The 23,597-nt window shown below is 49.5% G+C and carries 25 protein-coding genes; 15 read left to right on the forward strand and 10 right to left on the reverse strand.

Features of this window, described 5'->3' with window-relative positions:
- The first annotated feature begins 117 nt into the window (after positions 1-117).
- Together AAHB90_RS00375 and AAHB90_RS00380 are read left to right on the forward strand one after the other, a co-directional pair.
- A complete protein-coding gene (locus tag AAHB90_RS00375; RefSeq protein WP_342082920.1) occupies positions 118-1,434 on the forward strand; it encodes a UDP-glucose dehydrogenase family protein in 1,317 nt (438 codons plus the stop codon).
- Positions 1,435-1,470: 36 nt separating this feature from the next.
- Positions 1,471-2,463: a UDP-glucuronic acid decarboxylase family protein gene (locus tag AAHB90_RS00380; protein ID WP_309989442.1), complete on the forward strand. Its 993-nt coding sequence runs from the start codon at positions 1,471-1,473 to the stop codon at positions 2,461-2,463.
- A gap of 170 nt (positions 2,464-2,633) precedes the next feature.
- Here the strand turns inward: AAHB90_RS00380 and frr are convergent, their stop codons facing one another.
- From frr to dusB, 4 genes are all read right to left on the reverse strand, one after another.
- Positions 2,634-3,194 (reverse strand): ribosome recycling factor, encoded by a 561-nt coding sequence (gene frr, locus AAHB90_RS00385; protein WP_342082921.1) that lies wholly within the window; start codon positions 3,192-3,194, stop codon positions 2,634-2,636.
- A gap of 26 nt (positions 3,195-3,220) precedes the next feature.
- Entirely contained in the window at positions 3,221-3,940 is a 720-nt protein-coding gene (gene pyrH, locus AAHB90_RS00390; RefSeq protein WP_342082922.1) for a UMP kinase, read from the reverse strand.
- A 62-nt stretch (positions 3,941-4,002) separates the two neighbouring features.
- A complete protein-coding gene (locus AAHB90_RS00395) occupies positions 4,003-4,530 on the reverse strand; it encodes an acetyl-CoA carboxylase biotin carboxyl carrier protein subunit (RefSeq protein ID WP_342082923.1) in 528 nt (175 codons plus the stop codon).
- On the reverse strand, positions 4,524-5,513 hold the full coding sequence (gene dusB / locus AAHB90_RS00400; RefSeq protein WP_342082924.1) for a tRNA dihydrouridine synthase DusB: 990 nt from the start codon (positions 5,511-5,513) through the stop codon (positions 4,524-4,526). The genes AAHB90_RS00395 and dusB overlap by 7 nt, the downstream gene beginning before the upstream one ends.
- Before the next feature lie 136 nt (positions 5,514-5,649).
- Here dusB and AAHB90_RS00405 point away from each other — a divergent pair, with 136 nt between their 5' ends.
- The 4 genes from AAHB90_RS00405 (at position 5,650) to AAHB90_RS00420 (ending at position 8,583) form a co-directional block, all read left to right on the forward strand.
- Positions 5,650-6,615 carry a CPBP family intramembrane glutamic endopeptidase gene (locus AAHB90_RS00405; RefSeq protein WP_342082925.1) on the forward strand — a complete coding sequence of 322 codons (966 nt, stop codon included), beginning with the start codon at positions 5,650-5,652 and terminating at the stop codon, positions 6,613-6,615.
- A 22-nt stretch (positions 6,616-6,637) separates the two neighbouring features.
- Positions 6,638-6,859, forward strand: a complete 222-nt coding sequence (locus tag AAHB90_RS00410; RefSeq protein ID WP_342082926.1) for a putative signal transducing protein — start codon at positions 6,638-6,640, stop codon at positions 6,857-6,859.
- Positions 6,831-7,664 (forward strand): phosphatidate cytidylyltransferase, encoded by an 834-nt coding sequence (locus AAHB90_RS00415; RefSeq protein WP_342082927.1) that lies wholly within the window; start codon positions 6,831-6,833, stop codon positions 7,662-7,664. The genes AAHB90_RS00410 and AAHB90_RS00415 overlap by 29 nt, the downstream gene beginning before the upstream one ends.
- Positions 7,665-7,827: 163 nt before the next feature.
- Positions 7,828-8,583, forward strand: a complete 756-nt coding sequence (locus tag AAHB90_RS00420; protein WP_342082928.1) for a carboxypeptidase-like regulatory domain-containing protein — start codon at positions 7,828-7,830, stop codon at positions 8,581-8,583.
- A 1-nt stretch (position 8,584) separates the two neighbouring features.
- Here the strand turns inward: AAHB90_RS00420 and AAHB90_RS00425 are convergent, their stop codons facing one another.
- Positions 8,585-9,394 (reverse strand): UDP-2,3-diacylglucosamine diphosphatase, encoded by an 810-nt coding sequence (locus AAHB90_RS00425; RefSeq protein ID WP_342082929.1) that lies wholly within the window; start codon positions 9,392-9,394, stop codon positions 8,585-8,587.
- A gap of 146 nt (positions 9,395-9,540) precedes the next feature.
- On the opposite strand from AAHB90_RS00425, the gene AAHB90_RS00430 reads away from it, so the two are divergent.
- Positions 9,541-10,932, forward strand: coding sequence for an OmpA family protein (locus AAHB90_RS00430; RefSeq protein WP_342082930.1), 1,392 nt, complete (start codon positions 9,541-9,543; stop codon positions 10,930-10,932).
- 61 nt (positions 10,933-10,993) lie between these two features.
- Positions 10,994-11,737 carry a hypothetical protein gene (locus tag AAHB90_RS00435; protein ID WP_342082931.1) on the forward strand — a complete coding sequence of 248 codons (744 nt, stop codon included), beginning with the start codon at positions 10,994-10,996 and terminating at the stop codon, positions 11,735-11,737.
- Positions 11,738-11,866: 129 nt separating this feature from the next.
- Here AAHB90_RS00435 and AAHB90_RS00440 read toward each other — a convergent pair whose 3' ends face one another.
- The gene (locus tag AAHB90_RS00440) at positions 11,867-12,436 is read right to left on the reverse strand and encodes a DUF4494 domain-containing protein (protein WP_342082932.1); all 570 of its coding nucleotides are present in this window, start codon (positions 12,434-12,436) and stop codon (positions 11,867-11,869) included.
- Positions 12,437-12,583: 147 nt separating this feature from the next.
- Here AAHB90_RS00440 and AAHB90_RS00445 point away from each other — a divergent pair, with 147 nt between their 5' ends.
- The 7 genes from AAHB90_RS00445 (at position 12,584) to AAHB90_RS00475 (ending at position 20,834) form a co-directional block, all read left to right on the forward strand.
- Positions 12,584-13,216 carry a hypothetical protein gene (locus AAHB90_RS00445; RefSeq protein WP_342082933.1) on the forward strand — a complete coding sequence of 211 codons (633 nt, stop codon included), beginning with the start codon at positions 12,584-12,586 and terminating at the stop codon, positions 13,214-13,216.
- Positions 13,217-13,256: 40 nt separating this feature from the next.
- A complete protein-coding gene (locus AAHB90_RS00450) occupies positions 13,257-15,080 on the forward strand; it encodes a hypothetical protein (protein ID WP_342082934.1) in 1,824 nt (607 codons plus the stop codon).
- A 23-nt stretch (positions 15,081-15,103) separates the two neighbouring features.
- Positions 15,104-15,868, forward strand: a complete 765-nt coding sequence (locus AAHB90_RS00455; protein WP_342082935.1) for an exodeoxyribonuclease III — start codon at positions 15,104-15,106, stop codon at positions 15,866-15,868.
- A gap of 68 nt (positions 15,869-15,936) precedes the next feature.
- The gene (locus AAHB90_RS00460) at positions 15,937-16,542 is read left to right on the forward strand and encodes a pseudouridine synthase (protein WP_342082936.1); all 606 of its coding nucleotides are present in this window, start codon (positions 15,937-15,939) and stop codon (positions 16,540-16,542) included.
- Positions 16,543-16,631: 89 nt separating this feature from the next.
- Complete coding sequence (gene mutS / locus AAHB90_RS00465) at positions 16,632-19,226, forward strand: DNA mismatch repair protein MutS (protein WP_342082937.1); 2,595 nt, start codon at positions 16,632-16,634, stop codon at positions 19,224-19,226.
- A gap of 52 nt (positions 19,227-19,278) precedes the next feature.
- Positions 19,279-20,469 (forward strand): MFS transporter, encoded by a 1,191-nt coding sequence (locus AAHB90_RS00470; RefSeq protein ID WP_342082938.1) that lies wholly within the window; start codon positions 19,279-19,281, stop codon positions 20,467-20,469.
- Positions 20,466-20,834, forward strand: coding sequence for a DMT family protein (locus AAHB90_RS00475; protein ID WP_342082939.1), 369 nt, complete (start codon positions 20,466-20,468; stop codon positions 20,832-20,834). The genes AAHB90_RS00470 and AAHB90_RS00475 overlap by 4 nt, the downstream gene beginning before the upstream one ends.
- 48 nt (positions 20,835-20,882) lie before the next feature.
- Here AAHB90_RS00475 and AAHB90_RS00480 read toward each other — a convergent pair whose 3' ends face one another.
- The 4 genes from AAHB90_RS00480 to parS form a co-directional block, all read right to left on the reverse strand.
- On the reverse strand, positions 20,883-21,554 hold the full coding sequence (locus tag AAHB90_RS00480) for an RNA-binding protein (RefSeq protein ID WP_342082940.1): 672 nt from the start codon (positions 21,552-21,554) through the stop codon (positions 20,883-20,885).
- A 42-nt stretch (positions 21,555-21,596) separates the two neighbouring features.
- Complete coding sequence (locus AAHB90_RS00485; protein WP_342082941.1) at positions 21,597-22,430, reverse strand: SMP-30/gluconolactonase/LRE family protein; 834 nt, start codon at positions 22,428-22,430, stop codon at positions 21,597-21,599.
- 169 nt (positions 22,431-22,599) lie between these two features.
- Positions 22,600-23,055, reverse strand: coding sequence for an RES family NAD+ phosphorylase (locus AAHB90_RS00490; RefSeq protein WP_342082942.1), 456 nt, complete (start codon positions 23,053-23,055; stop codon positions 22,600-22,602).
- A 12-nt stretch (positions 23,056-23,067) separates the two neighbouring features.
- Positions 23,068-23,577 carry a type II RES/Xre toxin-antitoxin system antitoxin gene (gene parS / locus AAHB90_RS00495; RefSeq protein ID WP_342082943.1) on the reverse strand — a complete coding sequence of 170 codons (510 nt, stop codon included), beginning with the start codon at positions 23,575-23,577 and terminating at the stop codon, positions 23,068-23,070.
- Between the last annotated feature and the right edge of the window lie 20 nt (positions 23,578-23,597).

A 23,597-nucleotide genomic window follows, 5' to 3' on the forward strand; every position in this document is an offset into this window, starting at 1 on the left:
GTAGATTCACTTAAAAAAATTACTTTTGCAACCGTCCCGACGTACTGGACTTAGTTAAGTACAATTCCCGGATTTTATTTACGAGTGCCAAAACAGCTATATAATAATTAACCGTTTATGAAAATTGCAGTAGTAGGAACAGGATACGTTGGTTTGGTGACGGGTACCTGCTTTGCCGAGACCGGCAACCAGGTGACTTGCGTCGATATCGATGTCAGAAAGGTTGAACGCCTTCAAAAAGGAGAAATACCCATTTATGAGCCAGGTCTCGACGTTCTTTTCGACCGCAACGTGGCCGAAGGACGCTTGGTGTTTACGACCAACCTGGCCGAAGGTATCAAGGATGCGCAGGTGATATTCCTCGCATTGCCAACGCCTCCGGGCGAAGACGGCTCCGCCGACCTTAAATATATTCTCAAAGTTGCCGACGACCTCGGGCCGATCCTGGACCAGTACGCGGTGATCATCGACAAAAGCACGGTTCCTGTCGGAACAGCTGAGAAAGTACGGGCCGCGATCGCTAAAAATGCGAAAGTGGATTTCGACGTGGTATCCAATCCGGAGTTCCTGCGCGAAGGCGTAGCTGTGGAAGATTTCATGAAACCTGATCGTGTAGTGGTAGGTACAACCTCGGAAAAAGCCAAAAAGGTGATGGAGAAATTGTACGCGCCGCTGGTACGCCAGGGTAACCCGGTTATCTTCATGGACGAACGCTCGGCCGAGATGACCAAATATGCAGCGAACTCGTTCTTGGCGATGAAGATCACCTTTATGAACGAAATCGCGAACCTTTGCGAGAAAGTAGGTGCCAATGTGGACGATATTCGTCGTGGTATCGGGACCGACAGCCGTATCGGCAAGCGCTTCCTGTTTGCGGGTATCGGATATGGCGGTAGCTGTTTTCCAAAAGACGTTCAGGCCCTGGCCAAAACTTCACTGGATTACAATTACGATTTCCGTATCCTGAAATCGGTGATGGATGTAAACTACGATCAGAAGAAGAAGTTGCTTCCGATGGTCGATAATTATTTTGCAGACGGCCTGAAAGGAAAAACCATCGCGGTTTGGGGATTGGCTTTCAAGCCTTATACCGACGACATCCGCGAAGCTCCCGCATTGGAGAACATCGAAGCATTGCTGGCAGCGGGCGCGAAGGTGACTGTTTACGACCCGGAAGCGATGAACAACGTGAAGGGTGTTCTGGGCGACCAGGTTACATTCTGCCACACGCCTTATGCGGCTTTGGATGATGCGGACGCATTGATGATCTTTACAGAATGGCCTCAGTTCCGCACGCCGGAATTTGAAAAAATGGGTAAACTGCTGAAAAACAAAGTGATTTTCGATGGCAGGAACCTGTACGAACTCGACCAGATGCGCGAAATGGGCTATACCTATTACAGCATTGGGCGCGAGAAAGTAGTACCGGCCTGATCATAAACTAATAGATACTTTAACTTACTCATCTTAATGAAACGTGTTTTAATTACGGGAGCAGCAGGTTTCCTGGGTTCGCACCTCTGCGAGCGTTTTTTAAAGGAGGGAATGTATGTGATCGGGATGGATAACCTGATCACCGGCGATATGCGCAATATCGAGCACCTGATGCCAAACCCGAATTTCGAGTTTTATCATCATGATGTGACCAAATATGTGCACGTACCGGGCGAGCTCGATTACATTATGCACTTTGCTTCTCCCGCCAGTCCGATCGACTATCTGAAAATTCCTATCCAGACGCTCAAAGTAGGGGCAATGGGAACGCATAACCTGTTGGGACTGGCCCGTGCTAAAAAATCACGTTTCATTATTGCTTCCACTTCGGAGGTGTACGGCGACCCGCTGGTGCACCCACAAACCGAAGATTACTGGGGCCATGTAAACCCGATCGGGCCGCGCGGCTGCTACGATGAGGCGAAACGTTACCAGGAGGCGATCACGATGGCTTATCACCGTTACCACGGCCTCGAAACCCGTATCGTCCGTATCTTCAATACCTACGGCCCACGAATGCGCCTCAACGACGGACGTGTGCTGCCAGCATTCATGGGTCAGGCGCTGCGTGGCGAGGACATTACCGTGTTCGGCGACGGTACGCAAACCCGGGCTTTTTGTTATGTGGATGATCTGGTGGAAGGTATCTACCGCCTGTTGATGAGCGACTACTCGTTGCCTGTCAACATCGGTAACCCCAAGGAAATTACGATCGGCCAGTTTGCTGAAGAGATTATTAAGCTGACAGGTACCGACCAGAAAGTGGTCTACAAGCCGCTTCCGCAAGACGATCCGAAACAGCGCCAGCCGGATATATCGAAAGCGAAAGAAATTCTTGGCTGGGAGCCGAAAGTATCCCGTGAAGAAGGCCTGCGCATTACTTACGACTACTTCCGCAGCCTGCCGAAAGAGCGGTTGTATGAAGAGTCGAACCACAGGGGATTCGAAGGATTCTCGGCGAAAAAGTAGTTAGTACTTCGGCTGTCGGCAGTCGGCTATCGGCCTTTTTAGTTCGATAACCGACTGCCGTCTTTTTTTACACCCCAAAAAAGCCGACTGCCGAAAGCCGACAGCCGAAGTATAAAAAAATCGACCGCCGAAAGCCGACAGCCGAAGTTTGGTTAAGGTAGGGAATCAGTCTATACTTCCATGATCTCCTTTTCCTTCACGGAGAATATCTGCTCGATTTTTGAAATGTAGCTGTCGGTCAGTTTCTGGACGCGGTCCTCGCTGGATTTAACCAGGTCCTCGGCAACGCCATCTTTCGTCAGCTTACGCAGTGAGTTGTTCGCATCCTGACGGATATTGCGGATGTTGATCTTCGCTGTTTCGATCTCGTTTTTAGCACGTTTTACGAGTTCGCGGCGGCGTTCTTCATTCAATGGAGGAACAGAAATCCGGATCAGATCACCGTCGTTGGAGGGCGAAAAGCCCAGGTTACTGTTGCGGATCGCCTTTTCGATATCGTTGATGATCTTTTTCTCAAAGGGCTTGATCGCCAGTGTCCTCGCGTCGGGCGTGTTGATCGTCGCCACGTTCTGGATAGGTGTCATTGAACCATAGTAATCGATCTGAAGACCTTCCAACATTTGAGGGGATGCTTTTCCGGCGCGGATTTTACCCAATTCAATAAGAAGGTGTTTGATCGCACCGTCCATGGTATCCTTGGCGACGTCCAGATATAATTCTATTTCTTCCATTGTTATATAGTAAGCTGTATTTTCTGTTAATTCGAGATCAATGTGCCGACTTCGCCACCCATTACCAGGTCATAAAGATTGCCGGGTTTGTTCATATCGAATACAATGATCGGCAGATCGTTTTCCTTGCACAATGTGAATGCGGTAAGGTCCATGATCTTGAGGTTTTTGGATAATGCCTCGTCAAATGTGATTTTTGAATACTTCGTGGCCGTGGGGTCTTTCTCGGGATCGGCTGTGTAAACGCCGTCGACACGTGTCCCTTTCAAAACCACTTCCGATTCCGACTCGATGGCACGGAGGCCTGCGGTAGTGTCGGTTGTAAAATAAGGATTGCCGGTCCCTGCTCCGAAGATCACCACACGTCCCTTTTCGAGGTGACGAACGGCGCGGCGGCGGATCAATGGCTCGCAAACCTGCTCCATTTTGATTGCCGACATCAGGCGCGTGTTCATTCCGTGTTTTTCCAGTGAGCTCTGAATAGCCATCCCGTTGATCACGGTCGCCAGCATACCCATATGATCGCCCTGAACCCGGTCGATCCCTGATTTTTCCACGGAAGCCCCGCGGAATATGTTTCCACCACCAATTACGATTGCAACCTGCACGCCGACCTCGGTAATCCTTTTGATTTCCTTGGCATAATTATCGAGAATATTGAAGTCGATGACCTGGGCTTTATCGCCCCCGTTGAGTGCTTCTCCGCTGAGTTTCAGTAATAAACGCTTGTATTTTGGTTCCGGCATGGTTGTGATGTGGTGTTTTGATCCGTAAAAATAAGCGGACGAAGTTCAGATTCACAAGTAATTTAGTGAAACTCCAATAATACCTGGTTTTTTTCCACAATCTGTCCGGGCATCACTTTCAGCGTTTTAATAACCCCGCTCCCTGAGGATTTGATTACATTTTCCATTTTCATCGCTACCAGCACGAGCAGGTTGTCGCCTTTCGCAATACTGTCGCCCTCAGCCACCGCAATGGACTGGATCAGCCCGGGCATTGGGGCTTTCACATGATTGATCTTCTGGGAGGAATTGTTCTGCATTCCCATTTTTTCGAGCAAGAGGTCAAGGTCGTCCTTCGCTGTGGTGTGGTAATGCTGGCCGTTGATGAGTAAATGCGTCGTTTTATCGGCCGGGTTCCGGTCGAGGACTTCGATATTGTAGGATTTGTTTTTCCAGATTATGTGGAAATGGTTATTGCCCAGTGTCGCAATGTCGCCGTCGAAGGCTTTGCCATCAATAAACCAGCCTTCCTTGCGCGGATCAACTTCAAATGTGCTGGCCTCTTCCGGCTGTTCGCCTAGCGGCTTATTACCCACATGTACTTTCAGCATACCATTTCGCTGTAATCGTTGGAGATTTCTTTGAGGATGCTGTCGAGTTCGTCGAACGTTGGTGCTTCCACGAGGCGCATTCTGTAAGGTTTGAAGTGTTCCAGCCCTTTAAAATAGTTGGTATAATGCCTTCTCATTTCAAAAACACCTGCAACCGGCCCTTTCCAGCGGATAGAGAATTCGAGGTGCCTGCGGCAGACATCCACGCGCTGCTCCATCGTAGGCGGCGGCAGTTTTTCGCCCGTTTTAAGATAATGCTTGATCTCGTTGAAGATCCATGGGTTGCCGATCGTCGCACGACCGATCATAATGCCGTCGACGCCGTAGCTGTTTTTGTATTCCAAAGCTTTCTCGGGCGTATCAATATCGCCATTGCCAAAAATAGGAATGGTAATGCGCGGATTTTCCTTGATTTTCGCGATCAGCGACCAGTCGGCGGAACCTTTGTACATCTGCACGCGCGTGCGGCCGTGTACGGATAGGGCTTTGATGCCGATGTCCTGCAAACGCTCCGCTACTTCCTCGATATTTTTGGTGTTCTCGTCCCATCCCAAACGTGTTTTCACGGTCACCGGCAAATGCGTCGATTTGATCACCGACTCCGTCATTTTGACCATTTTGGGGATGTCCTGCAGCAATGCAGCACCCGCGCCGCGGCAAGCGACATTCTTCACCGGGCAGCCGTAGTTGATATCGATCAGGTCCGGGTTCACGCGTGACGCGATCTCCGCACACGAGCCCATCGTTTCCACATCGCTGCCGAAGAGCTGGATGCCCACCGGTCTTTCGTACTCGAAAATATCCAGTTTCTGAACACTTTTGGCAGCATCCCGAATGAGCCCTTCCGACGACACGAATTCCGTGTACATCAAATCGGCCCCATTTTGTTTGCATACCGCACGGAAGGGCGGATCGCTCACGTCTTCCATTGGTGCCAGCAGCAACGGAAAATCACTCAGTTCTATATTTCCAATCTTAACCATAATCCTTCAACACCGCTTCGCAGTAATATGTCCCACGGGGCACCTCCGGAGAGGTAACCCTTCGAGCCGGGTCGCCGGGCCGGTTTGCGAAGCCCTTATTTATAAATTGATAATAAACTGTAAATTTACACCAATTATGCAAAATAGTAACCCGAATCTGGTTGTTTCCCGTGTACCCGGCACCTGGGGCAGTTTATTGGTATTGGTCGGCTTCATGCTCATCGGTATGGCTGTGGGTAACGTACTGGCGGTTATGGTCCTCGCCATTTACCTTGGCGCGGACACGGAAAGTGTAACTGCGCTGCTTACCCAGCTTTTTGCCCAACCCGAAAAAATACCAAATGGATGGAATGCACTGATGATCATGCAGGGAACTGTTCATTTCTTTTCCTATCTGCTTCCGACGCTTATCTACTGGTTCTATATCGAACGCCGGACGATCGGCGACCTGAGTACCCATCGGAAACCCGCATGGCCTATCTGGGTGCTGGCCTTTGTGCTCGTACTGGCATTTATCCCGGTGAACAGCAAATTCATCGAGTGGAATGCGGCGATGGACCTGCCCGATGCACTCTCGGGGCTCGAAAAGTGGATGCGGGATAAGGAAGACCAGCTTTCGGTCATGACGGAGTTTCTGACGAGTTATAAAAGTTTTGGTCAGCTGCTGATCGCATTATTCGTCGTGACGCTGCTGCCGGCCTTGGGGGAGGAGATGCTTTTCCGCGGGGTAATCCAGACGAAGCTTTTCCAGGAATTGCGTAATATCCATGTCGCGATCTGGCTGTCGGCGGCTATTTTCAGTGCTATTCACTTTCAGTTTTACGGCTTTTTGCCACGGATGATGCTTGGTGCATTGTTCGGCTATCTGTATTATTGGACCGGCAATTTGTGGGTTGCAATCCTTGCACATTTCGTCAATAACGGTTTTGTGCTGGTAATGATGTACTTGCACAATGTGGGGCTTGTCAAGATCAATATCGAAGAATCGAAATCGATGCCGTTCGTGCTCATTCTGGCTTCGCTGGTGGTTTCGACAGCCATACTCGGGGCGATCAGGAGGAACGGACAAGTGGCGGGACCAGGTGTGCCCAACAACTTTTAAGATAATTTAACATTTCAAAATAATGGATGATAATTGGGCGAAGGCCTACCAGAGCGGACAGGCGATCCGGGCGGAAATAGCCCGCGAAATTTTGGAACAGAACGGGATCGGAGCGGTGATTGTGAACAAGCAGGATAGCAGCTATCCCATCTTCGGAAACTTTGAAGTGCATGTGCCCGCGGCTGATCTCGAGAAGGCCCAAACAATATTGACGAATGAAGAAGCGCTTAAACAACCTGAGTAATTTACAGCAAAGGACCATCACCGGGTTAGCGGGCGTATTTGTCATCATTACTTGCATTGTTTATAGTGAATGGTCGTTTCTGCTCCTGTTTTGCGCCATCAGTTCGCTCACGCAGCTCGAATTTTACAAACTGCTCGGCCTCGACGGCAACCAGCCCCTCACTTATTACGGCACGTTCTGTGGCACAGTCATGATACTTCTTGCGTATTTGATTGAGCAGGACATTGTGAAGTTTGAAAATTACTTCATTATCAGCCCCTTGCTGTCGATGATCTTTTTTATCAAACTATACAAAAAGAACGACCTGAAACCTTTCACAAACATCGGTTTTACGTTCCTGGGCATTATTTACGTGGCATTGCCGTTCGCAATGATCATCGTAATGGCCCTGCGAGGTGGAACGTACAATTACGAGATCGTGCTGGGAAGTTTATTGTTGCTTTGGGCGTCGGATATCGGAGGGTATTTTGCCGGTACCAAGTTTGGGAGAAGGAAGCTTTTCGAGCGTATTTCACCTAAAAAATCCTGGGAAGGATCGATGGGAAGTGCGGTTTTTGCGGGCATTATCGCGTTTGCGCTGGGGTATTATTTCCGTACCTTCGAACCCTGGAAGTGGTATTGCATCGGTGCGATTATCGTCGTGGTAGGCACTTATGGCGACCTGGTGGAGTCGCTGTTCAAACGGAGCATCGCGATCAAGGATTCGGGAAGTAGTATTCCCGGTCACGGCGGTTTTCTCGATCGTTTCGACGGGCTTTTACTGTCGGCACCATTTATTGTTACATTTTTGAAGTTATTTTCCTGAGTAAAATCGCTTTGTATCAAACGCAGAGCAATGCCCGGTTACTCGGGGCGTTTGTAAAATAAGGAACGGAATTTTTACAAGCTTTCGGCAGACACTATTTGAAGGAAATTTATCATCGTGCTAATCAAAGTCTCCGGGTGTTTCGGAGCGTAATCTGGAAGGAATGAAACGGAGTCTTTTAATATTTTTCCTCGTGCTTGCGGGAATGTTAGGTGGGCGGGAAGCAGTTGCTCAAGGTGAACAGAAAGCGATTATCTTCTCGGGGGTAGTCGTTGGAGGTAAAACCACCGAGCGCCTGCCGGGTGCTACCATTTTTATCGTGAACGCGGGACGGGGAACGCTTGCCAAAGCGAATGGTGAGTTCACGATTCCGGTTTTTCCTGGCGATAGCATCGTGTTTAGTTATGTGGGTTATAAAAAACAATATCATATTGTTCCCCGAAACTACAATGCGGAACTCTATTCGGCGATTGTCGCCCTGCGGGAGGATGTAGTGACCCTTTCCGGCGTGACGATCTATCCTTATTCCACCGAAGAGGAATTCAAGAAGGCTTTCCTTGCACTTAAATTGCCTGATCAGGCGGACCGTGACGCATTGGCAAGGAGTACGGACCCGGATTATATTAACCGGCTTGCCGCTCAGATGCCCAACAATGCACAAACCAACTACCGGTACTCGATGGATCAGCTGATGTTCGGACGTGAGTCCGCGGCCAATAAAGGCTTTGCGACCAGCTTTCCATTCCTGAACCCATTCGCATGGGCCAAGTTTATCAAGTCGGTAAAAAACGGGGATCTGAAGCAAAAGGATTGGAGCAAGGAATTGAATGCTACCCCGCGTGAGAATATCACGAAGCAGGATTTCATTCAGCCTAGCCAAAGCGAAGTGGAGGCGGCCAAGAAAAGGAGCAATAATTAAGCTAGCCCAGCGCCGGTTCGTACTTCTTTAACTGCACATTATTCCCATCAAATACCGCATAATGCTGCTGGGTGACCCATTCGCCGAGGTTAATATACCTTGATTGTGCACCGACGTGCATATCCAGTACGAGATGCCGGTGCCCGAAAATGTAGTAGTCGTGATGCTGAGACGTCTCGACTTCCCTGCAGTATTGGAATAACCATTCATTGTCGGCGCCTAAAAACCGCTCTTCGCCCTTGTTTACGTTGGCCAGCCGGCTGCGTTTCGACCATTCGGAGGCGATCCACATGCCCATATCCGGGTGCACGACGCGGAAGAGCCATTGGAAAAACTTATTTTCGAATACTTTCTTCAAAAACTTGTACGTATGGTCGCCCGGCCCCAAGCCGTCGCCGTGGCCGACAAGCAACTTCTGCTGCCCTGTTTTTGACGTAACGGTAAAATTCACCGGATTGCGATAAATAGGAGCGCCGAGTTCTTCCGTCAGGTAGCCCGACATCCACATATCGTGGTTTCCTGTAAAAATAACCAGCTCGATCCCATCGTCGGCCAGCTCGGCCAGTTTACCCAGCAAGCGCACAAAGCCCTTCGGGACTGCCCGGTTGTATTCAAACCAGAAATCAAAAATATCCCCCACCAGAAAAATCACCTGCGCATCGTGCCGGATGGATTCCAGCCAGCTTACAATTCTTTTTTCGCGTTCACGGCTCGCGGAAGCGGTGGGCACTCCGAGATGGAAATCCGAGGCGAAGTAAATGCGCCGCCCGGGGGCAAGGGTAATGTTTTTTTGCTGGAATAAAAGACTCATGTAGGTATGACAAATGCCGTGCAATTTACAACGTTCGAGTCAAATGAGTGCATAGGCGGGGACGTGACCAGTAACTCAATTAATAATCAGCTAGTTCTGATAAATGTGTAAATTTAGTATAGTGTTCACCCCATTCAATTATGCACATGAAGAAGATAGCAAACTGGGTTACCGGCGTCGTTCTGATGCTGGCTGTAACCCCGGCGGTTTCTGTTGCGCAAGTAAGGATCAACGATCCGGGCCGGGTGGTTGAAAGGCAGGCTGAGAACCGGGCGAACCGGAAGATCGATCAGGCGGTAGACAAGGGTTTGGATTCGGTAGAAGAGGGAATTGGGAATTTATTTAAAAAGAAAGATAAAAAAACAGCTGAAACGCAGCCGAAACCGAGCGGGCAGGCGGGTAATGCAAATGGTAATGCCGACAACGATCCGGCAGGCAACGGCGACAACGCAGCTAATGCCGATGCAGACGGAAAACCAGCTAAGCCGACGCTCAAATCATACAGCAAATTCGACTTTATTCCGGGAGAAAAAATTGTGGCCATCGAGGATTTCTCCCAGGATGCAGTCGGGGATTTTCCCGCCAGATGGAACACGAACTCGTCCGGCGAAGTGGTGACGATAGAGGGCACCGAGGGGAAATGGCTTATGCTTGGGCCGGAAGGCGTGTTTCATCCCGAATTCATAACGGCATTGCCGGAGAACTTCACCCTGGAATTCAACCTAGCTACCACTACCGAATTCAGCTTCTACTCGGGCTATCTGAGAACGGTGATCGCCGAAGTGGCGGTACCGGCGAAGGAGTTTACCAACTGGAAAGGGTTTGACGGCGGCAAAAAGAACGGACTGGAAATTGCTTTGCACCCCAAGGATGCGGGCGGCAGCCAGGGACTCTCAGCATTTAATGTGTTTGGCGAGGACGGCGCTTCCATGATGAAGAATGAAAAGAGCATACCCGCATTTCACACGCCCGACCATAATGTCGTGAAAGTATCGGTGTGGCGGCAGAAAACAAGGTTGCGGGTGTATGTCGACGATTACAAAGTCTGGGACTTACCCCGGGCTTTCGACGCCACGCGCAAGTACAATTTCATCGCCTTCTCCAATCAGGGGTACCACGAAGAGGCGAACCGCTATTTTGTTTCCAATCTGAGGCTGGCCGTCGGGGCGCCGGATACGCGCAGCAAGCTTATCACGGAAGGGAAATTTTCCACCACCGGCATTCATTTCGACGTCAGTTCAGCGACCATCAAGCCGGAGTCTTATGGTACACTGAAAGAAATAGCGGCCGTGCTGACGGAAAACGCCGGCGTGAGCGTGAAAATCATTGGTCATACCGATTCGGACGGGGATGATGCGGCCAATTTTGCATTGTCAAAAAAGCGTTCCGAGGCTGTCAAAGCCGCATTATCCGCTGATTTCGGGATTGATGGTTCAAGGATGGAAACCGATGGCAAAGGGGAAGCCGAGCCGGCCGCACCCAACACGACGGCCGAAGGCAAAGCTGGCAACCGGCGCGTCGAATTCGTGAAAATGTAGGGATGGTATGGTTTTTCAGCACGCTCTTTCTAGCTTGCATCCATTTTAAAGAACCTGCGAAATGAAACGTTACCTATTTGTTTTGATGCTTTCAATATGCCTTTTGGCAGTACTGTCTCCCGCATTTGCCCAGGCCCCGAAGAAGATGCCAGCCGATAAACAGCGCGTAATGCTCTGGAAGCCCGACAAAGGGCAGTACTATTTCAGTCACGCTTTGGTTTTTAATTATCAAAACAAAGCCGACAAGAGTACAGGCACGATTAAAGTACATCTGGACCCGGTTACCGGCGCGATGTGTTTCGTAAAAGAGACCAGCTTCGGTCAGGGCGGTAAGAGTTTCGATTTCGTGATCGGTTTCCCCGACGGGAAGTACATTTTCTGCGGTACCGACGAGGATGGGAAGAAAGTCAGGGTTAATGAGCTGGTGAAGGAATTCAAACCTGATGTGGATACCAAAAAGCAGCAGCAGGACGATTTCAAAACGTACGTTGTGCCAACGGAAAACAAACGGGAGGAGTTTGGCCTGACCAGTACAGAATACGATCTCACATATGCGACCTCGGGCACGCAGGAGAAAATCTGGCTCACCAAAACGCCATTCAGCGTGTACCCCCTCTATGGTCTCGAATTTGTAGAAAGCGCCGTAAGCCTGCCGGTTTCGTTCGACTATATGAACCTGTTGCCTTCGGATCTGCTGCTTTCGGAGATCAACTCGAAGGATGTGGTCTTGAAATTGAAGAGTTTTGGGAAAGACCCTTACACGGCGAATGCGAAGGGGTATACTACGTTAAAAGTTAATGACTAGTGTCGGATGTATTACCCTGAGCATTTTTTGTCACCCTGAGCGCAGTCGAAGGGCATGCACGTTACTGCCTTACGGACTGTCTTCGACTGCGCTCAGACTGACATTTTTCATGCTAAGGGTGCCACAGAATTATGCATTCTCAGTTTGTACACTTTCAGTCGGTGCGCTCTCTACCGGCACAGCTTCGGCTGCTGCATTCTCGGTTTCCGCGCGCCCAGCCATCACTTCGGAGAGCGGCCGCATATTGGCCGGGATTTCGGGTTCCTTATCTTCATCCGCCGAGTACGGGAACACGTCGAGGATCGGTGTCAGGTTAATATCCGTCACTTCGTAAGGGATCAGGAAGTTGCGCATACTTTCGTTGATCCGGTCCAGGGCCTGCTGGATACCTTCGGAGTTCACCAGCATATAGTTCACGATCTTTTTCTCCTTGCCGCTTTTCTCGTCAACCGAGAAGTAAATAACCTTCGCTTTAAACCATTGTTCGCCGTCTTCATAGGCGAAAAGGTCGGCCAGACGCATTCTGCTGATGGCGGTTACGCTGAAATCGCTGGCGTCGGTGACGATTTGCTTGTACAGCCTCGCTTCCGACTCGGTGTATGAAACGGCATCTACCAGATACGTCTCATTGATCGTTTTCAACCTTCCTGCTTCATCTTCTTTTTGATACCGAATTTTTCCTAAATACCAGCTGGCCATTGTTCGTGTTGATTGGGTGAAAATTAGAGTGTGCAAATGTAGATGCTGGCTTGAAAGCACGCAAAAAAATAACACCAGAAACTAATAATCCCTGCCCGGGGTATGCGTTGTGATACCTACTGTTTAACTTGCGTAAAATACATTGGAATGAAAAAACACATTTGGATGGCCGTAATCGTACTTGTTGCGACTGTAATTACAAGTTGCGGCGTGAGTCGCCAGGTTTCAGAAGCGAAGGTTTTTGGAGATTGTAAATATGATATTGCTTCGGTTGACAGCGTCTACCTCGCCGGTATCGACATTCGTGAATTCAGGAATCTCAGAAGTTTCAATGATTTCGACCTGGCCAGATACCCGGGACTGGCTATGGGCCTTTTAAGAAAGAATGTCCCGTTGAACCTGCGGGTGAATGTCGATATTACCAACCCCACCCGTAAGCGAGCGGCTATCAATCAATTGGAGTACAAAGTATTGCTTTCCGAGAGCGAGATCTTTAACGGATATTTGAGCCAGCTGATCGAAGTGCTGCCCGGCACGGCGCCTACCCGCGTGCCCGTGAGCCTGCAAACGAATGCGTACCAGCTGCTTTCGAATGACCAGACGCGCGACCAGTTTATCAATATGATCCTCGCGCTGACAGGAAAATCCGACGCTAAACCATCGAAATTCGTTGTTAAAGTGAGACCGACACTGGATATTGCCGGAAAGCAGGTCAACTATCCCGGTTATATTACATTTGAAAAAGAAATAACGAGTAAGATGATCACCGGAACGCGGTAGTTTCCGGCAGGCTCAATCAGTTCCCAAATACCACAAAGTTTTGAAGCTATTTCTAGAAGATCCTCATTTGTTTGAGTATTACAGCGTCGTCGTTGCCTTGCTGCTGCTGTTTGGAGCTACGTTTTTGATTGATAAAATTGAACGCTGGCGGCAATGGATCGGAGTCGGCCTGGTCGCGGCACCTGTCGTTTATTTCTTTATCCTGCTCGACGCACACCTCGTCAACATTCCATACACCGACGATTTCAACCTGCTCGAAACGGTTCAAAAGCTGCGCAACTCGGGAAGTTTCGTAGAAATGCTGAAAGCACTTTTTGAACAGGTCAACCAGCATCGATTTGGCTTCGAGCGCATTGTAATGCTGATCATGTTCGTGCTCACGGGCACGATCAATATCAAAACACAGATCATCATCGGGGACCTTTTTATGCTGGGAATTGGGTATTTGCTTTACCTGAGCCTGAAAAAAGAGCACATTTCGTGGTATTGGTTCATACCTGTTCCCTACATACTGTTCAATCTCGTTTATTTTGAAAATGCCTATTGGGGAATTGCCGCACTGCAAAACACGCCGCTGATCTTTTTTGCCATGCTTACTGCCTACGGCCTCGCGCGGGAGGATGAAAAGGGTTTCCGGATCGCGCTGATCGCCGCATTACTCACCACCTTTACGAGCGGCAGCGGATTGCTCGCGTGGATCGTTGGAATGATGATACTGGCCTTTCAAAAACGTTTCAAAGGATTGTTGTGGTGGATTGCAGGTAGCGTCGCGGTGCTGCTTTTCTATTTCTTTTTCGATTACCAGTTTATCAGTTCACAGGGTGAAAAGGTTTGGGATCACCCTGTTTTCAATGTGATCTTCGTGTTGGCATTCTGGGGAAATGCATTGTTCCTGGACACCCGTCATCCGCTGGTACCGGTGTTTCACAAGGACATCATCGCATGTGTCGTGCTTGGGGCCGGTATTGCTCTGGTGTTTGTGATTTGGGCGGTCAGGATATTGATGGCACGGAAGCCTGGCCGGGCAGACTGGTTCCTTTTGGGAGCGATGATGTTCATCATGGGAACAGGAGCGATGTTCGTCATAAGCCGGCCGATCAACAACTATGTCATGTACGGCGGTACCGCGTTTTCAAGGCGGTATATGATATTTGGCGTCGTACTTGCGGCCGTCTGCTATGTATGCGTAGTAGTGGTTTTAAAGAACTTCAAGCCATGGAAAAACCTCGCTGCGACGGCGGCGATGTTATTTTTTGTCGGATTGAATTTTGTAAGTTACTTCACTTCCATTGCATCGATCAGGAAGCTGCATGATGAACTGGTGATTGACAGCTATTTCTGGAAGAATTATAAGACGTTCCTCACAGTAGGAGAGTTGTTTAAGGACATTCCGTTCTGGAACCACCCAACGAGGATGCGCGACCTGATCATCGGGCTCGAATCGCAGGGAATCACGGACTTCTACCAGTTTTACGACATGCCGGCACAGGAAGAGCTGATCAGCAAAACAGCTGTAAAGGGTGTTTTTACGGGTACGTTCGACGCTCAGTTCCAATACAGGAACGGCGATTACAACCGCTACATGAAGTATTTCAAATTTTCAGTTACACCGGAAAACGATCAAAAGGTGCCCTTTTACATAGTCCTCCAATCTGCCAGGCATAGTGTAGTGCTCCCGGCGGTTCCGGTGCCCAACGCGGTTTTCGATTTTTTAAAAAAAGGCTCATATTACAGTAACAATTATCAGTACGCGCTTTATAAACCAAAGCTCCCGGAAGGGAAATACCGTGCCTGGATTATGTCCCGCGGCGGCTCCGGCCAATGGGAATCCCTCTATACCGGAAAGCAAGTGCTGTTTTACTAAGCCGCAAACGGCTACCCTCATTTATGCAAATACTTACCTACAATCTGAACGGCATCCGCGCCGCATTAAAAAATGGTCTGCTCGACTGGCTTCAAACGACACCGGCCGATATCCTTTGTTTTCAGGAGGTAAAAGCAACCCCGGATGTAGTCGATCTGTCGGGCTTCCGGGCGCTGGGTTACGAGCTGGCGGGCTGGCATGCGGCGGAGAAAAAAGGTTATAGCGGCGTGGCCATATTTTCCAAAATCAAACCTGATAACGTCGTCGCCGGTTGTGGGATTCCGGCATATGATTCGGAAGGCCGTGTATTGCGTGCGGATTTCGGAGATATCACCGTGCTGAACTGCTATTTTCCGTCCGGTACCAGCGGAGACGTAAGACAGAGCGTTAAAATGCGCTTCCTGGCCGATTTTTATATTTGGGTAAATGAATTGAAAAAAGAGCGGCCTAACCTGATCATTTGCGGAGACTATAATATCGCCCACACTGAAATCGATATTCACGACCCGATCCGAAACCGCAAGTCGTCGGGTTTCCTGCCTGAAGAGCGCGCCTGGATGAGCGAATGGTTTGCGAACGGCTACACCGACGCATTCCGCTTCATGAACCCGACGCTGCGCCAATATTCCTGGTGGACCTACCGCGCCGGTGCCCGCGGCAATAACAAGGGCTGGCGTATCGATTACATTTCCGTCGCCGAGCCGATCAAAGACCGAATCATCGCCAGCCGCCAGTACAACGACGCCGTCCATTCGGACCACTGTCCGGTATGGTTGGAAATTGAGTAGGGCATTGGTCCTAATGCGGTTTTCAATAGCGCCGATATTTGTTTAAATTTGATAGAGGTAAAAACCAGATGTTCCAATACTTCCTCATCTACAAGCCTTTCGGAATGCTCTCGCAATTCTCCCGCGAGGGTGATCATCAGACGTTAGCCGATCTCGATTTTATATTTGCCAAAGACATTTACCCCGTTGGCCGCCTCGACGCGGATAGCGAAGGGCTTTTGCTTTTGACCAATGACAATTTCCTCAAAACAAAACTCCTCGAACCTCGCAACAGGCATACACGCACGTATTATGTGCAGGTCGAAGGCGAGGTGACCGACGAGGCTTGCCGCCAGCTTTCAAGTGGAGTGACGATCTCCGTCAATGGAAAACAATACAAGACGTTACCCGCGACGGTGTCGAAAATAGAAGAACCCCAGCTGCCCGAGCGCAATCCGCCGATCCGTTTCAGGAAGAGTATCCCTACTTCGTGGCTGTCGGTTACATTGCATGAAGGCAAGAACCGGCAGGTCCGGAGGATGACGGCGGCGGTCGGTTTCCCGACGCTCCGGCTGCTGCGATGGTCTATCGGAAAAATTTCATTGGCGGATAAGGGAACAAATTTTCCTAAACCGGGGGACGTATGGGAAGTTACGCCAAAAGAGGCTAAACTTTTTTATGAAAGGACCTTTTGACGAGGCTATAAATCATTTGCCCTGACTTGCCAAACCGGAGAGAAGGCTTAATTTTGTACAAATCCTTGTTCTTAAAATTAGGCTGATAATTGGCAAAGGCACACAAAGAAACTCCGCTTAATAAACAATACAATCAGATCAAAGCCCAATACCCGGGAGCGCTCCTGCTTTTCAGGGTTGGTGATTTTTATGAGACTTTCGGGGAGGACGCGGTAAGGGCTTCCAAAATTTTAGGCATTGTGCTTACGCGCCGGAATAATGGCGGCTCGCATGAAGAGCTGGCGGGGTTCCCACACCATTCACTGGATAATTACCTGCCCAAACTCGTCCGTGCCGGCGAGCGCGTGGCCATTTGCGACCAGCTCGAAGACCCCGCAACGGCAAAGGGCATCGTGAAACGCGGTGTTACCGAACTGGTAACTCCGGGAGTGTCTTTCAACGACAATGTACTCGATATCCGCAAAAACAATTACCTGGCGGCTATTCATGTCGGTTCCGACGGCCTTTACGGGATCGCTTTCCTCGATATTTCGACGGGCGAGTTTATGGCTTCCCAGGGCAACGCAGCCTATATTGATAAAATGTTGCAGGGCTTCGGTCCGGCAGAAGTGCTTTACTGCAAAAAGCACAAGCAGGAATTCAACGAGTTGTTCGGAGGTAAATACCATACTTTTCACCTGGAAGACTGGTGCTTCGGCTATGATTATGGTTATGAGCAGCTTACCGGGCATTTTCAGACGTCGACTTTAAAAGGTTACGGCATTGAATCGCTGCCGCTCGGCATCATCGCTGCCGGCGTGATACTGCATTACCTGCGCGAGACCGAGCACAGAGAAGTGGCGCATATCAGCCGCATTACGCGGTTGGAAGAGGAGAAATATGTGTGGCTCGATCGTTTCACAGTACGTAACCTCGAACTTGTATATGCCCAGCAGGAAGGCGGTGTTCCACTGATCGATATCCTGGATTATACGGTGACGCCGATGGGTGCCAGGCAGCTACGGAAATGGATGGTGCTGCCGCTGAAAGACAAGGCGCCAATTGAAGAGCGCCTCGGCGCAGTTGCACATTTCCTCACACACGAGGAGCTTCATGAATCGCTTGTAGGGTATTTCAAACAGATCGGCGACCTGGAACGCCTGATTTCCAAAGTGGCGGTGAGGCGTATCAATCCGCGGGAATTGGTTCAGCTTAAAAAATCCCTGAAACAGATCGCGCCCGTGAAAGACCTTTTGGCGGGCGGTATACTGGACAAGTTCGCCGATCAGCTCGATGCCTGCGAAGCATTGGTCGGGAAGATCGAACGGGAGCTCCGCGAAGACGCACCTGTGCTGTCCAACCAGGGCAGGATGATACAAAGCGGCGTGGACAGCGAATTGGACGAATTGCATGCTATTTCCTACGAAGGCAAGGATTATCTGATCAAACTTCAGAATCGGGAGATCGAGCGGACGGGCATTGGCTCCCTTAAAATCGCGTACAATAAGGTTTTTGGCTACTACCTCGAAGTTACCCATGTTCACCAGAATAAGGTCCCTTCCGATTGGATCCGCAAGCAGACGCTCGTGAATGCGGAACGATACATTACCCCCGAGCTGAAAGAATACGAGGAAAAGATCATGAATGCGGAGGACCGTATTTCGACGATCGAGTTCAGGATATTCAGTGAAATTGTTCAAAAGGCCTCGGAATATGTGGCAGCTATTCAGCAGAATGCGCAGATGATCTCCGCGCTGGATGTGCTGAGCTCATTTGCTGTGGTAGCCAGGAAAAACAAATATATCCGACCGGTTATCAGCGATGGTAACGAGTTGGATATCAGGGAGGGCCGCCACCCGGTGATCGAGCAGCAATTGCCCGTTGGGGAAAATTACATACCGAACGACGTTTATCTCGACGATTCCAGCCAGCAGATCATCATCATCACCGGTCCGAACATGGCCGGTAAATCCGCATTGCTCCGCCAGACGGCGCTCATTGTGCTGATGGCGCAAATGGGTTGTTTCGTTCCTGCCAAATCGGCCACAATAGGGTTGGTGGACAAGGTTTTCACGAGGGTAGGAGCCAGCGACAACCTTAGTAAAGGAGAAAGTACATTCATGGTCGAGATGACGGAAACGGCCAGCATCCTGAACAACCTGAGCAGCAAAAGCCTGGTGTTAATGGATGAGATCGGTCGAGGAACGAGCACTTACGATGGTGTTTCCATCGCCTGGGCCATTACCGAGTACCTTCATAGCCAGTCCAATTGCAGGCCCAAAACGCTTTTTGCAACCCACTACCACGAATTGAATCAGTTGGCCGAAGATTTTCCGCGCATCAAAAACTTCAATGTGGCCGTAAAGGAAGTGGACAATAAGGTGGTTTTCCTACGAAAGCTGAAACCGGGCGGCAGTGCGCACAGTTTCGGTATACACGTGGCACAGATCGCAGGTATGCCGCAGCCGATCGTCCTCCGCGCGAGCGAAATCATGCAGCATCTTGAAAAAGACCACGTTGCGCATGAGCACAAAAAGCGCGTAAAGGAAATTCCTAAAAACAATTTTCAGCTGAGCATATTCGAACCCGCCGATCCGAGGCTGGAAGAATTGAAAGAGAAACTTCTGCTGGTGGACGTCAATACATTGTCGCCCATTGAAGCATTGCTGAAACTGAACGAGTTCCAGAAGCTCGTCAAGAAATAAATCTATCTTTAATGTTATACCAATCAATCTCCTATAACCGCTAACCTAGTTTATGAAAAACTCGACCCGCTTTCAGTTGATGGCCATGATGTTCCTGCTCTATTTTGTATGGGGCTCGTGGTACGGGCAAATGAGCAAGTATATGTTTACCGAATTGGGGGCAACCGGCACCCAGGTGGGAAATGCTTACGCGGCTTTTTCCATCGCCATGATCATCGCGCCATTCTTTGTGGGAATGATCGCCGACCGTTACTTCGCAGCACAAAAGGTATTGGGGGTGCTGAGTCTCGCCGGGGCGGCAATTTTGTATGTGCTGTCGGAAGTTAAAGACCCCGACACATTTTTCTGGGTAATACTAGCCTATTGCATCACGTTTGCTCCTGCAATGTCGCTGACGACCTCCATAGCCATGCAGCAGGTTACCAATTCCGAAAAGGACTTCCCCGCAATCCGCGTGATGGGAACAGTAGCGTGGATCGCCGTGACGAACATTATCGGTTACTATGAAATCGGCGGTACCGCGTTGATCTTCAAAATTTCCATGTTCACGGCTGCATTTCTGGGTGTATACTCGTTCTTTTTGCCTGATACCCCTCCAAAACCGACTTCACACACTTCGTTTTCGGATATCCTGGGCCTGGACGCATTCAAATTGTTCAAAGACCGGTCTTTCGCGATCTTCTTCATTTCCTCGCTGCTGATCTGTATCCCGCTGTCGTTCTATTACGCCATGGCAAACCCATCGCTTACCGACTCAGGTATGACCAATGTAGAAAATAAAATGTCTTTGGGGCAAGCGTCGGAAGTAGTATTCATGTTGCTTATTCCGCTTGCCTTCGCACGTTTTGGTGTGAAATGGATGCTGGTAGTAGGACTTGTCGCATGGATCATCCGTTTCATCGGCTTCGGCTATGGCGATGCTTCCAGCGAATGGCTGCTTTACCTGGCAATCGTGCTGCATGGTGTTTGTTATGACTTCTTCTTTGTAACAGGCCAGATTTATACCGATAGCAAGGCTGGCGAACAATACAGATCGTCGGCACAGGGACTGATCTCCATCGCTACCTACGGTATCGGTATGGGCATCGGTTCGTGGATTTCCGGTGTGGTAGCGGATATGTACACGGTCGACAATGTGAAGAACTGGACGTCGATCTGGATGGTGCCTGCCGGCATTGCCGCGGTGGTACTGGTCCTTTTTGTACTTTTCTTCAGAGATAACAAAATAAAGGCAACTGCATGAAATCCTTTCTGACCATTGGCCTTTTGATATTGTCCAACGCTTTCATGACGATGGCATGGTACGGGCACTTGAAATTCAAGGAAATGGGTTGGTTTAGTAAACTCGGGCTGTTCTCCGTGATCCTCATCAGTTGGGGAATAGCCCTGTTTGAATACTGCTTCCAGGTACCTGCCAACAGGATCGGTTTTAAAGAGAATGGCGGGCCGTTTTCATTAGTCGAGCTGAAAGTAATCCAGGAAGTGATCACGCTGGTGATTTTTACGATTTTCACCCTGGTCTTTTTCAAAACGGAGACTTTCCGATGGAACCACTTTGTAGGGTTCCTCTTTTTGGTCCTGGCGGTTTACTTCATATTCAGGAAATAGAAAAAAGGCCTGCAAGTTTTTTCACTTGCAGGCCTTTTTTCTATTATATCAATCCCAATCGTCGTCGCTGCTGCCATACCTGCGGCTGTAATCTTTTGAGCCGCCGCCACCTTTTTTGGAGGTATAACGGTCCTCCATTTTAGGCTTGCCTCCCTGGTGACGATTGTGGTCATGTCCGCGGTCGTGATGCCCTTTGTCGCGCTGCTTGTCGGGCTGGCGGAAGTTGGCCCCACCTCCTGAAAAGCTCCGTTCGCCAAAGCTGCGTTCAACTGGCTTGGCCGGAGGAATGCCCGGAGTATCGTCATCATCCTGATCGTCATCGTCAAGCGGTTCGGTCCGGACGTAGTCTCTTCCTGTATTTCTATCTGCCGTATACGGTGCTCTGCTGCCAGGAGCGTCGTTTCCCGCCGGTCGTGGCCGGTTAAAGCCTTCCCGGTTGCGGTTGTCGGGCCGGGGAGCTCCGCTGTCGCCTCTGGGTTCTCTCTTTTGGGATTCATTCACAACCAGCGGTCTGCCATACATGTCTGCCCCATTCAATGCATTAATGGCGGCTCTGGCCTCCACTTCATCGGGCATTTCTACGAACCCGAAACCTTTGCTTTGACGCGTGATCTTGTCAATGATAATTTTCGCCGAGCTAACTTTGCCATACTTTTCGAAAGCTTCACGCAGCTCGCTTTCCTTTAACTTAAAAGAAAGACTCCCAACAAAAATGTCCATGAAACGCCTTGTTTTTTATTGATTTAGATGTAATAAATATATTTACTTTAATTGATAAGCCACGACATTGTTTTTCATGAAAGTCGGGACGTAAACGATCTTCTTCACGGGGTCGTAACCGATATCGGCAGAGTTTGTTTTTTCAGCGCTCGTATCGAGCAATTTCTCTGTCGTTCCGTCCGATTTCACGTAATACACCATACCAGCCCAGCACGAAACGATGTATTCTCCGGGCTTCACCTGTTCGATTCCATCGGTACTTTTGTCCATTCCTTCGGCGATAACAGTAATTTGCTTAGAAGGCGTCAATTTTTTCAAAGTGCCATTGTCGGCGATCAAAAGGTCACTGCCCACTGCCAGCAAACCATTCGGGCGCGTCAGGTCTTCGAAATAGGTCGATATCTTGCCGTCTTTGATTGCATGTACCTTCTTAGTATCAGAGTCTGAGACATAAATAGTGCCTTTGGAGTCGATAGTAAGGTCGTTCAGGAATTTGGCGCCTTCGATTTCATGCTTTTTGTCAATTTTGCCCGATTTGATATCGATCTCCACCACCTCGGTAACATCGGCGACAAATAATTTGCCGCCTTTAATGCCCATTCCCTTCGGTGCATTCAGGCCGGTTACCCAATCCTGTGCGATAATCTTGCCGTCCAGGCCAACTTTGGCTATCCCGCCCTTACCATCCTTCTCACCAGCCTTGCCATCGATCTGTGCTACATATATGGCTTTGCCCGACGCACTGTACAGCACCGACTCAGGAACCGGCAGGGTGGCTTCTGACGACCACAGCTGGGTAAGCGAATGTTGTGCCTGAGTTGATAGGGCTGAGAATGAAGATAGAAGTGTTACGAGCAGGAAATGTTTGGTTTTCATATAGTTTGATTTTGAAAATAAGATCTGTCGGTTTCGAACAGAGATTCATTTTCATATCAAGAGCCAAACTAGGCTTATTTACTATTCTTGATCTTGATTTTCTGATTATTATATCAAAGCTAAATAAAATTGCCCAAAGTGATCCAAGGGGGCATTTTTTAATTTTTTTCTATAATTTGAGTCTTACATCATAAACGAAGTCCCGGACCGATTGAATGGAGTAGATCAGCACTTTGCGGAAAAGTGGGTTGAGTAGGTAATTGAATTCGTCGTCCATGATCGCCGAAGGGATTTTAATGATCCCGTAGTCGGCTTTTCGCAGTAATGCAGTGCCAAAATCCTTCGTCGAGGCCGGTGCGGGGGCATTTTTCCAGTCCCCTGGTAATGCACTTACGGGCAATTCGATCAGGAAGGCAGGGTCTATCTGAAATGTGGTAATGCTGAGGGCTCTTGGGATATCGTCGATATTGACGTTGGCTGTATATTCCAGTAATGCCAGCGCGCGGCTTTCGGATGTGTAAATGCAGGGTGTAAGCGGGTGGTTCCAGCGGCCGCCGTGCAGCCGTGCCCCCTCGCCATCGAGGTCGCTGGCGTAACGCGTGCGACCGACTCTGTAAACGATCATAGGCTACGGCTCTTAGGAATAAACGCCGTAGTCGATCCGGCCGATCAGGTTCTTGACCTCTTCGCGGCCAAACTGATTGTCCAGAAAATCAAATGGCCGCTGACCGCCCAAAGCCTGATTGGGCCTGAAAACCCAGCTATTAAACCGCCCTATGTCTTCAAAAACTTCATATCCGTAGGAATAAATATCCGCCAAGCTTACAATGCGCTCACTCAAAGCCTGATTGAATTTGTCTTCGCCCTTTTTGTTGATGAGCGTCGCGCGCGCCACCGATAGTGCGTTCGCCATTTGGTCATAATCCAGCCCCGCTTTGTCCTTGAAGCGCTCAAAGTCGGTCTTGCTGATGCCCCTCCGGATCATATCGATTTTCTGGAAGCCGGTCATCTGGCTTTCCGGGCGTTGCAATGCTGATTTGAAGATGATGCCCGGATGCTGCGCGCCATGGTAGGCCGCATAAGGTTCATTAAAAGTGCCCGGAGCATCGTCGCTCTCGGGGTATGGTTTAGGTGTGTGCTTTTTCATGATAATTTAAATATCTACTG

Origin of the sequence: Dyadobacter sp. OTU695, from assembly GCF_038440355.1 — a bacterium.
GTDB lineage: Bacteria > Bacteroidota > Bacteroidia > Cytophagales > Spirosomataceae > Dyadobacter.

Bases quoted from the DNA above. Each gene is read 5' to 3' on its own strand.
- AAHB90_RS00375 (WP_342082920.1), top strand. From the start codon at position 118: ATGAAAATTGCAGTAGTAGGAACAGGATACGTTGGTTTGGTGACGGGT.
- AAHB90_RS00380 (WP_309989442.1), top strand. From the start codon at position 1,471: ATGAAACGTGTTTTAATTACGGGAGCAGCAGGTTTCCTGGGTTCGCAC.
- frr (WP_342082921.1), bottom strand. From the start codon at position 3,194: ATGGAAGAAATAGAATTATATCTGGACGTCGCCAAGGATACCATGGAC.
- pyrH (WP_342082922.1), bottom strand. From the start codon at position 3,940: ATGCCGGAACCAAAATACAAGCGTTTATTACTGAAACTCAGCGGAGAA.
- AAHB90_RS00395 (WP_342082923.1), bottom strand. From the start codon at position 4,530: ATGCTGAAAGTACATGTGGGTAATAAGCCGCTAGGCGAACAGCCGGAA.
- dusB (WP_342082924.1), bottom strand. From the start codon at position 5,513: ATGGTTAAGATTGGAAATATAGAACTGAGTGATTTTCCGTTGCTGCTG.
- AAHB90_RS00405 (WP_342082925.1), top strand. From the start codon at position 5,650: ATGCAAAATAGTAACCCGAATCTGGTTGTTTCCCGTGTACCCGGCACC.
- AAHB90_RS00410 (WP_342082926.1), top strand. From the start codon at position 6,638: ATGGATGATAATTGGGCGAAGGCCTACCAGAGCGGACAGGCGATCCGG.
- AAHB90_RS00415 (WP_342082927.1), top strand. From the start codon at position 6,831: ATGAAGAAGCGCTTAAACAACCTGAGTAATTTACAGCAAAGGACCATC.
- AAHB90_RS00420 (WP_342082928.1), top strand. From the start codon at position 7,828: ATGAAACGGAGTCTTTTAATATTTTTCCTCGTGCTTGCGGGAATGTTA.
- AAHB90_RS00425 (WP_342082929.1), bottom strand. From the start codon at position 9,394: ATGAGTCTTTTATTCCAGCAAAAAAACATTACCCTTGCCCCCGGGCGG.
- AAHB90_RS00430 (WP_342082930.1), top strand. From the start codon at position 9,541: ATGAAGAAGATAGCAAACTGGGTTACCGGCGTCGTTCTGATGCTGGCT.
- AAHB90_RS00435 (WP_342082931.1), top strand. From the start codon at position 10,994: ATGAAACGTTACCTATTTGTTTTGATGCTTTCAATATGCCTTTTGGCA.
- AAHB90_RS00440 (WP_342082932.1), bottom strand. From the start codon at position 12,436: ATGGCCAGCTGGTATTTAGGAAAAATTCGGTATCAAAAAGAAGATGAA.
- AAHB90_RS00445 (WP_342082933.1), top strand. From the start codon at position 12,584: ATGAAAAAACACATTTGGATGGCCGTAATCGTACTTGTTGCGACTGTA.
- AAHB90_RS00455 (WP_342082935.1), top strand. From the start codon at position 15,104: ATGCAAATACTTACCTACAATCTGAACGGCATCCGCGCCGCATTAAAA.
- AAHB90_RS00460 (WP_342082936.1), top strand. From the start codon at position 15,937: ATGTTCCAATACTTCCTCATCTACAAGCCTTTCGGAATGCTCTCGCAA.
- AAHB90_RS00470 (WP_342082938.1), top strand. From the start codon at position 19,279: ATGAAAAACTCGACCCGCTTTCAGTTGATGGCCATGATGTTCCTGCTC.
- AAHB90_RS00475 (WP_342082939.1), top strand. From the start codon at position 20,466: ATGAAATCCTTTCTGACCATTGGCCTTTTGATATTGTCCAACGCTTTC.
- AAHB90_RS00480 (WP_342082940.1), bottom strand. From the start codon at position 21,554: ATGGACATTTTTGTTGGGAGTCTTTCTTTTAAGTTAAAGGAAAGCGAG.
- AAHB90_RS00485 (WP_342082941.1), bottom strand. From the start codon at position 22,430: ATGAAAACCAAACATTTCCTGCTCGTAACACTTCTATCTTCATTCTCA.
- AAHB90_RS00490 (WP_342082942.1), bottom strand. From the start codon at position 23,055: ATGATCGTTTACAGAGTCGGTCGCACGCGTTACGCCAGCGACCTCGAT.
- parS (WP_342082943.1), bottom strand. From the start codon at position 23,577: ATGAAAAAGCACACACCTAAACCATACCCCGAGAGCGACGATGCTCCG.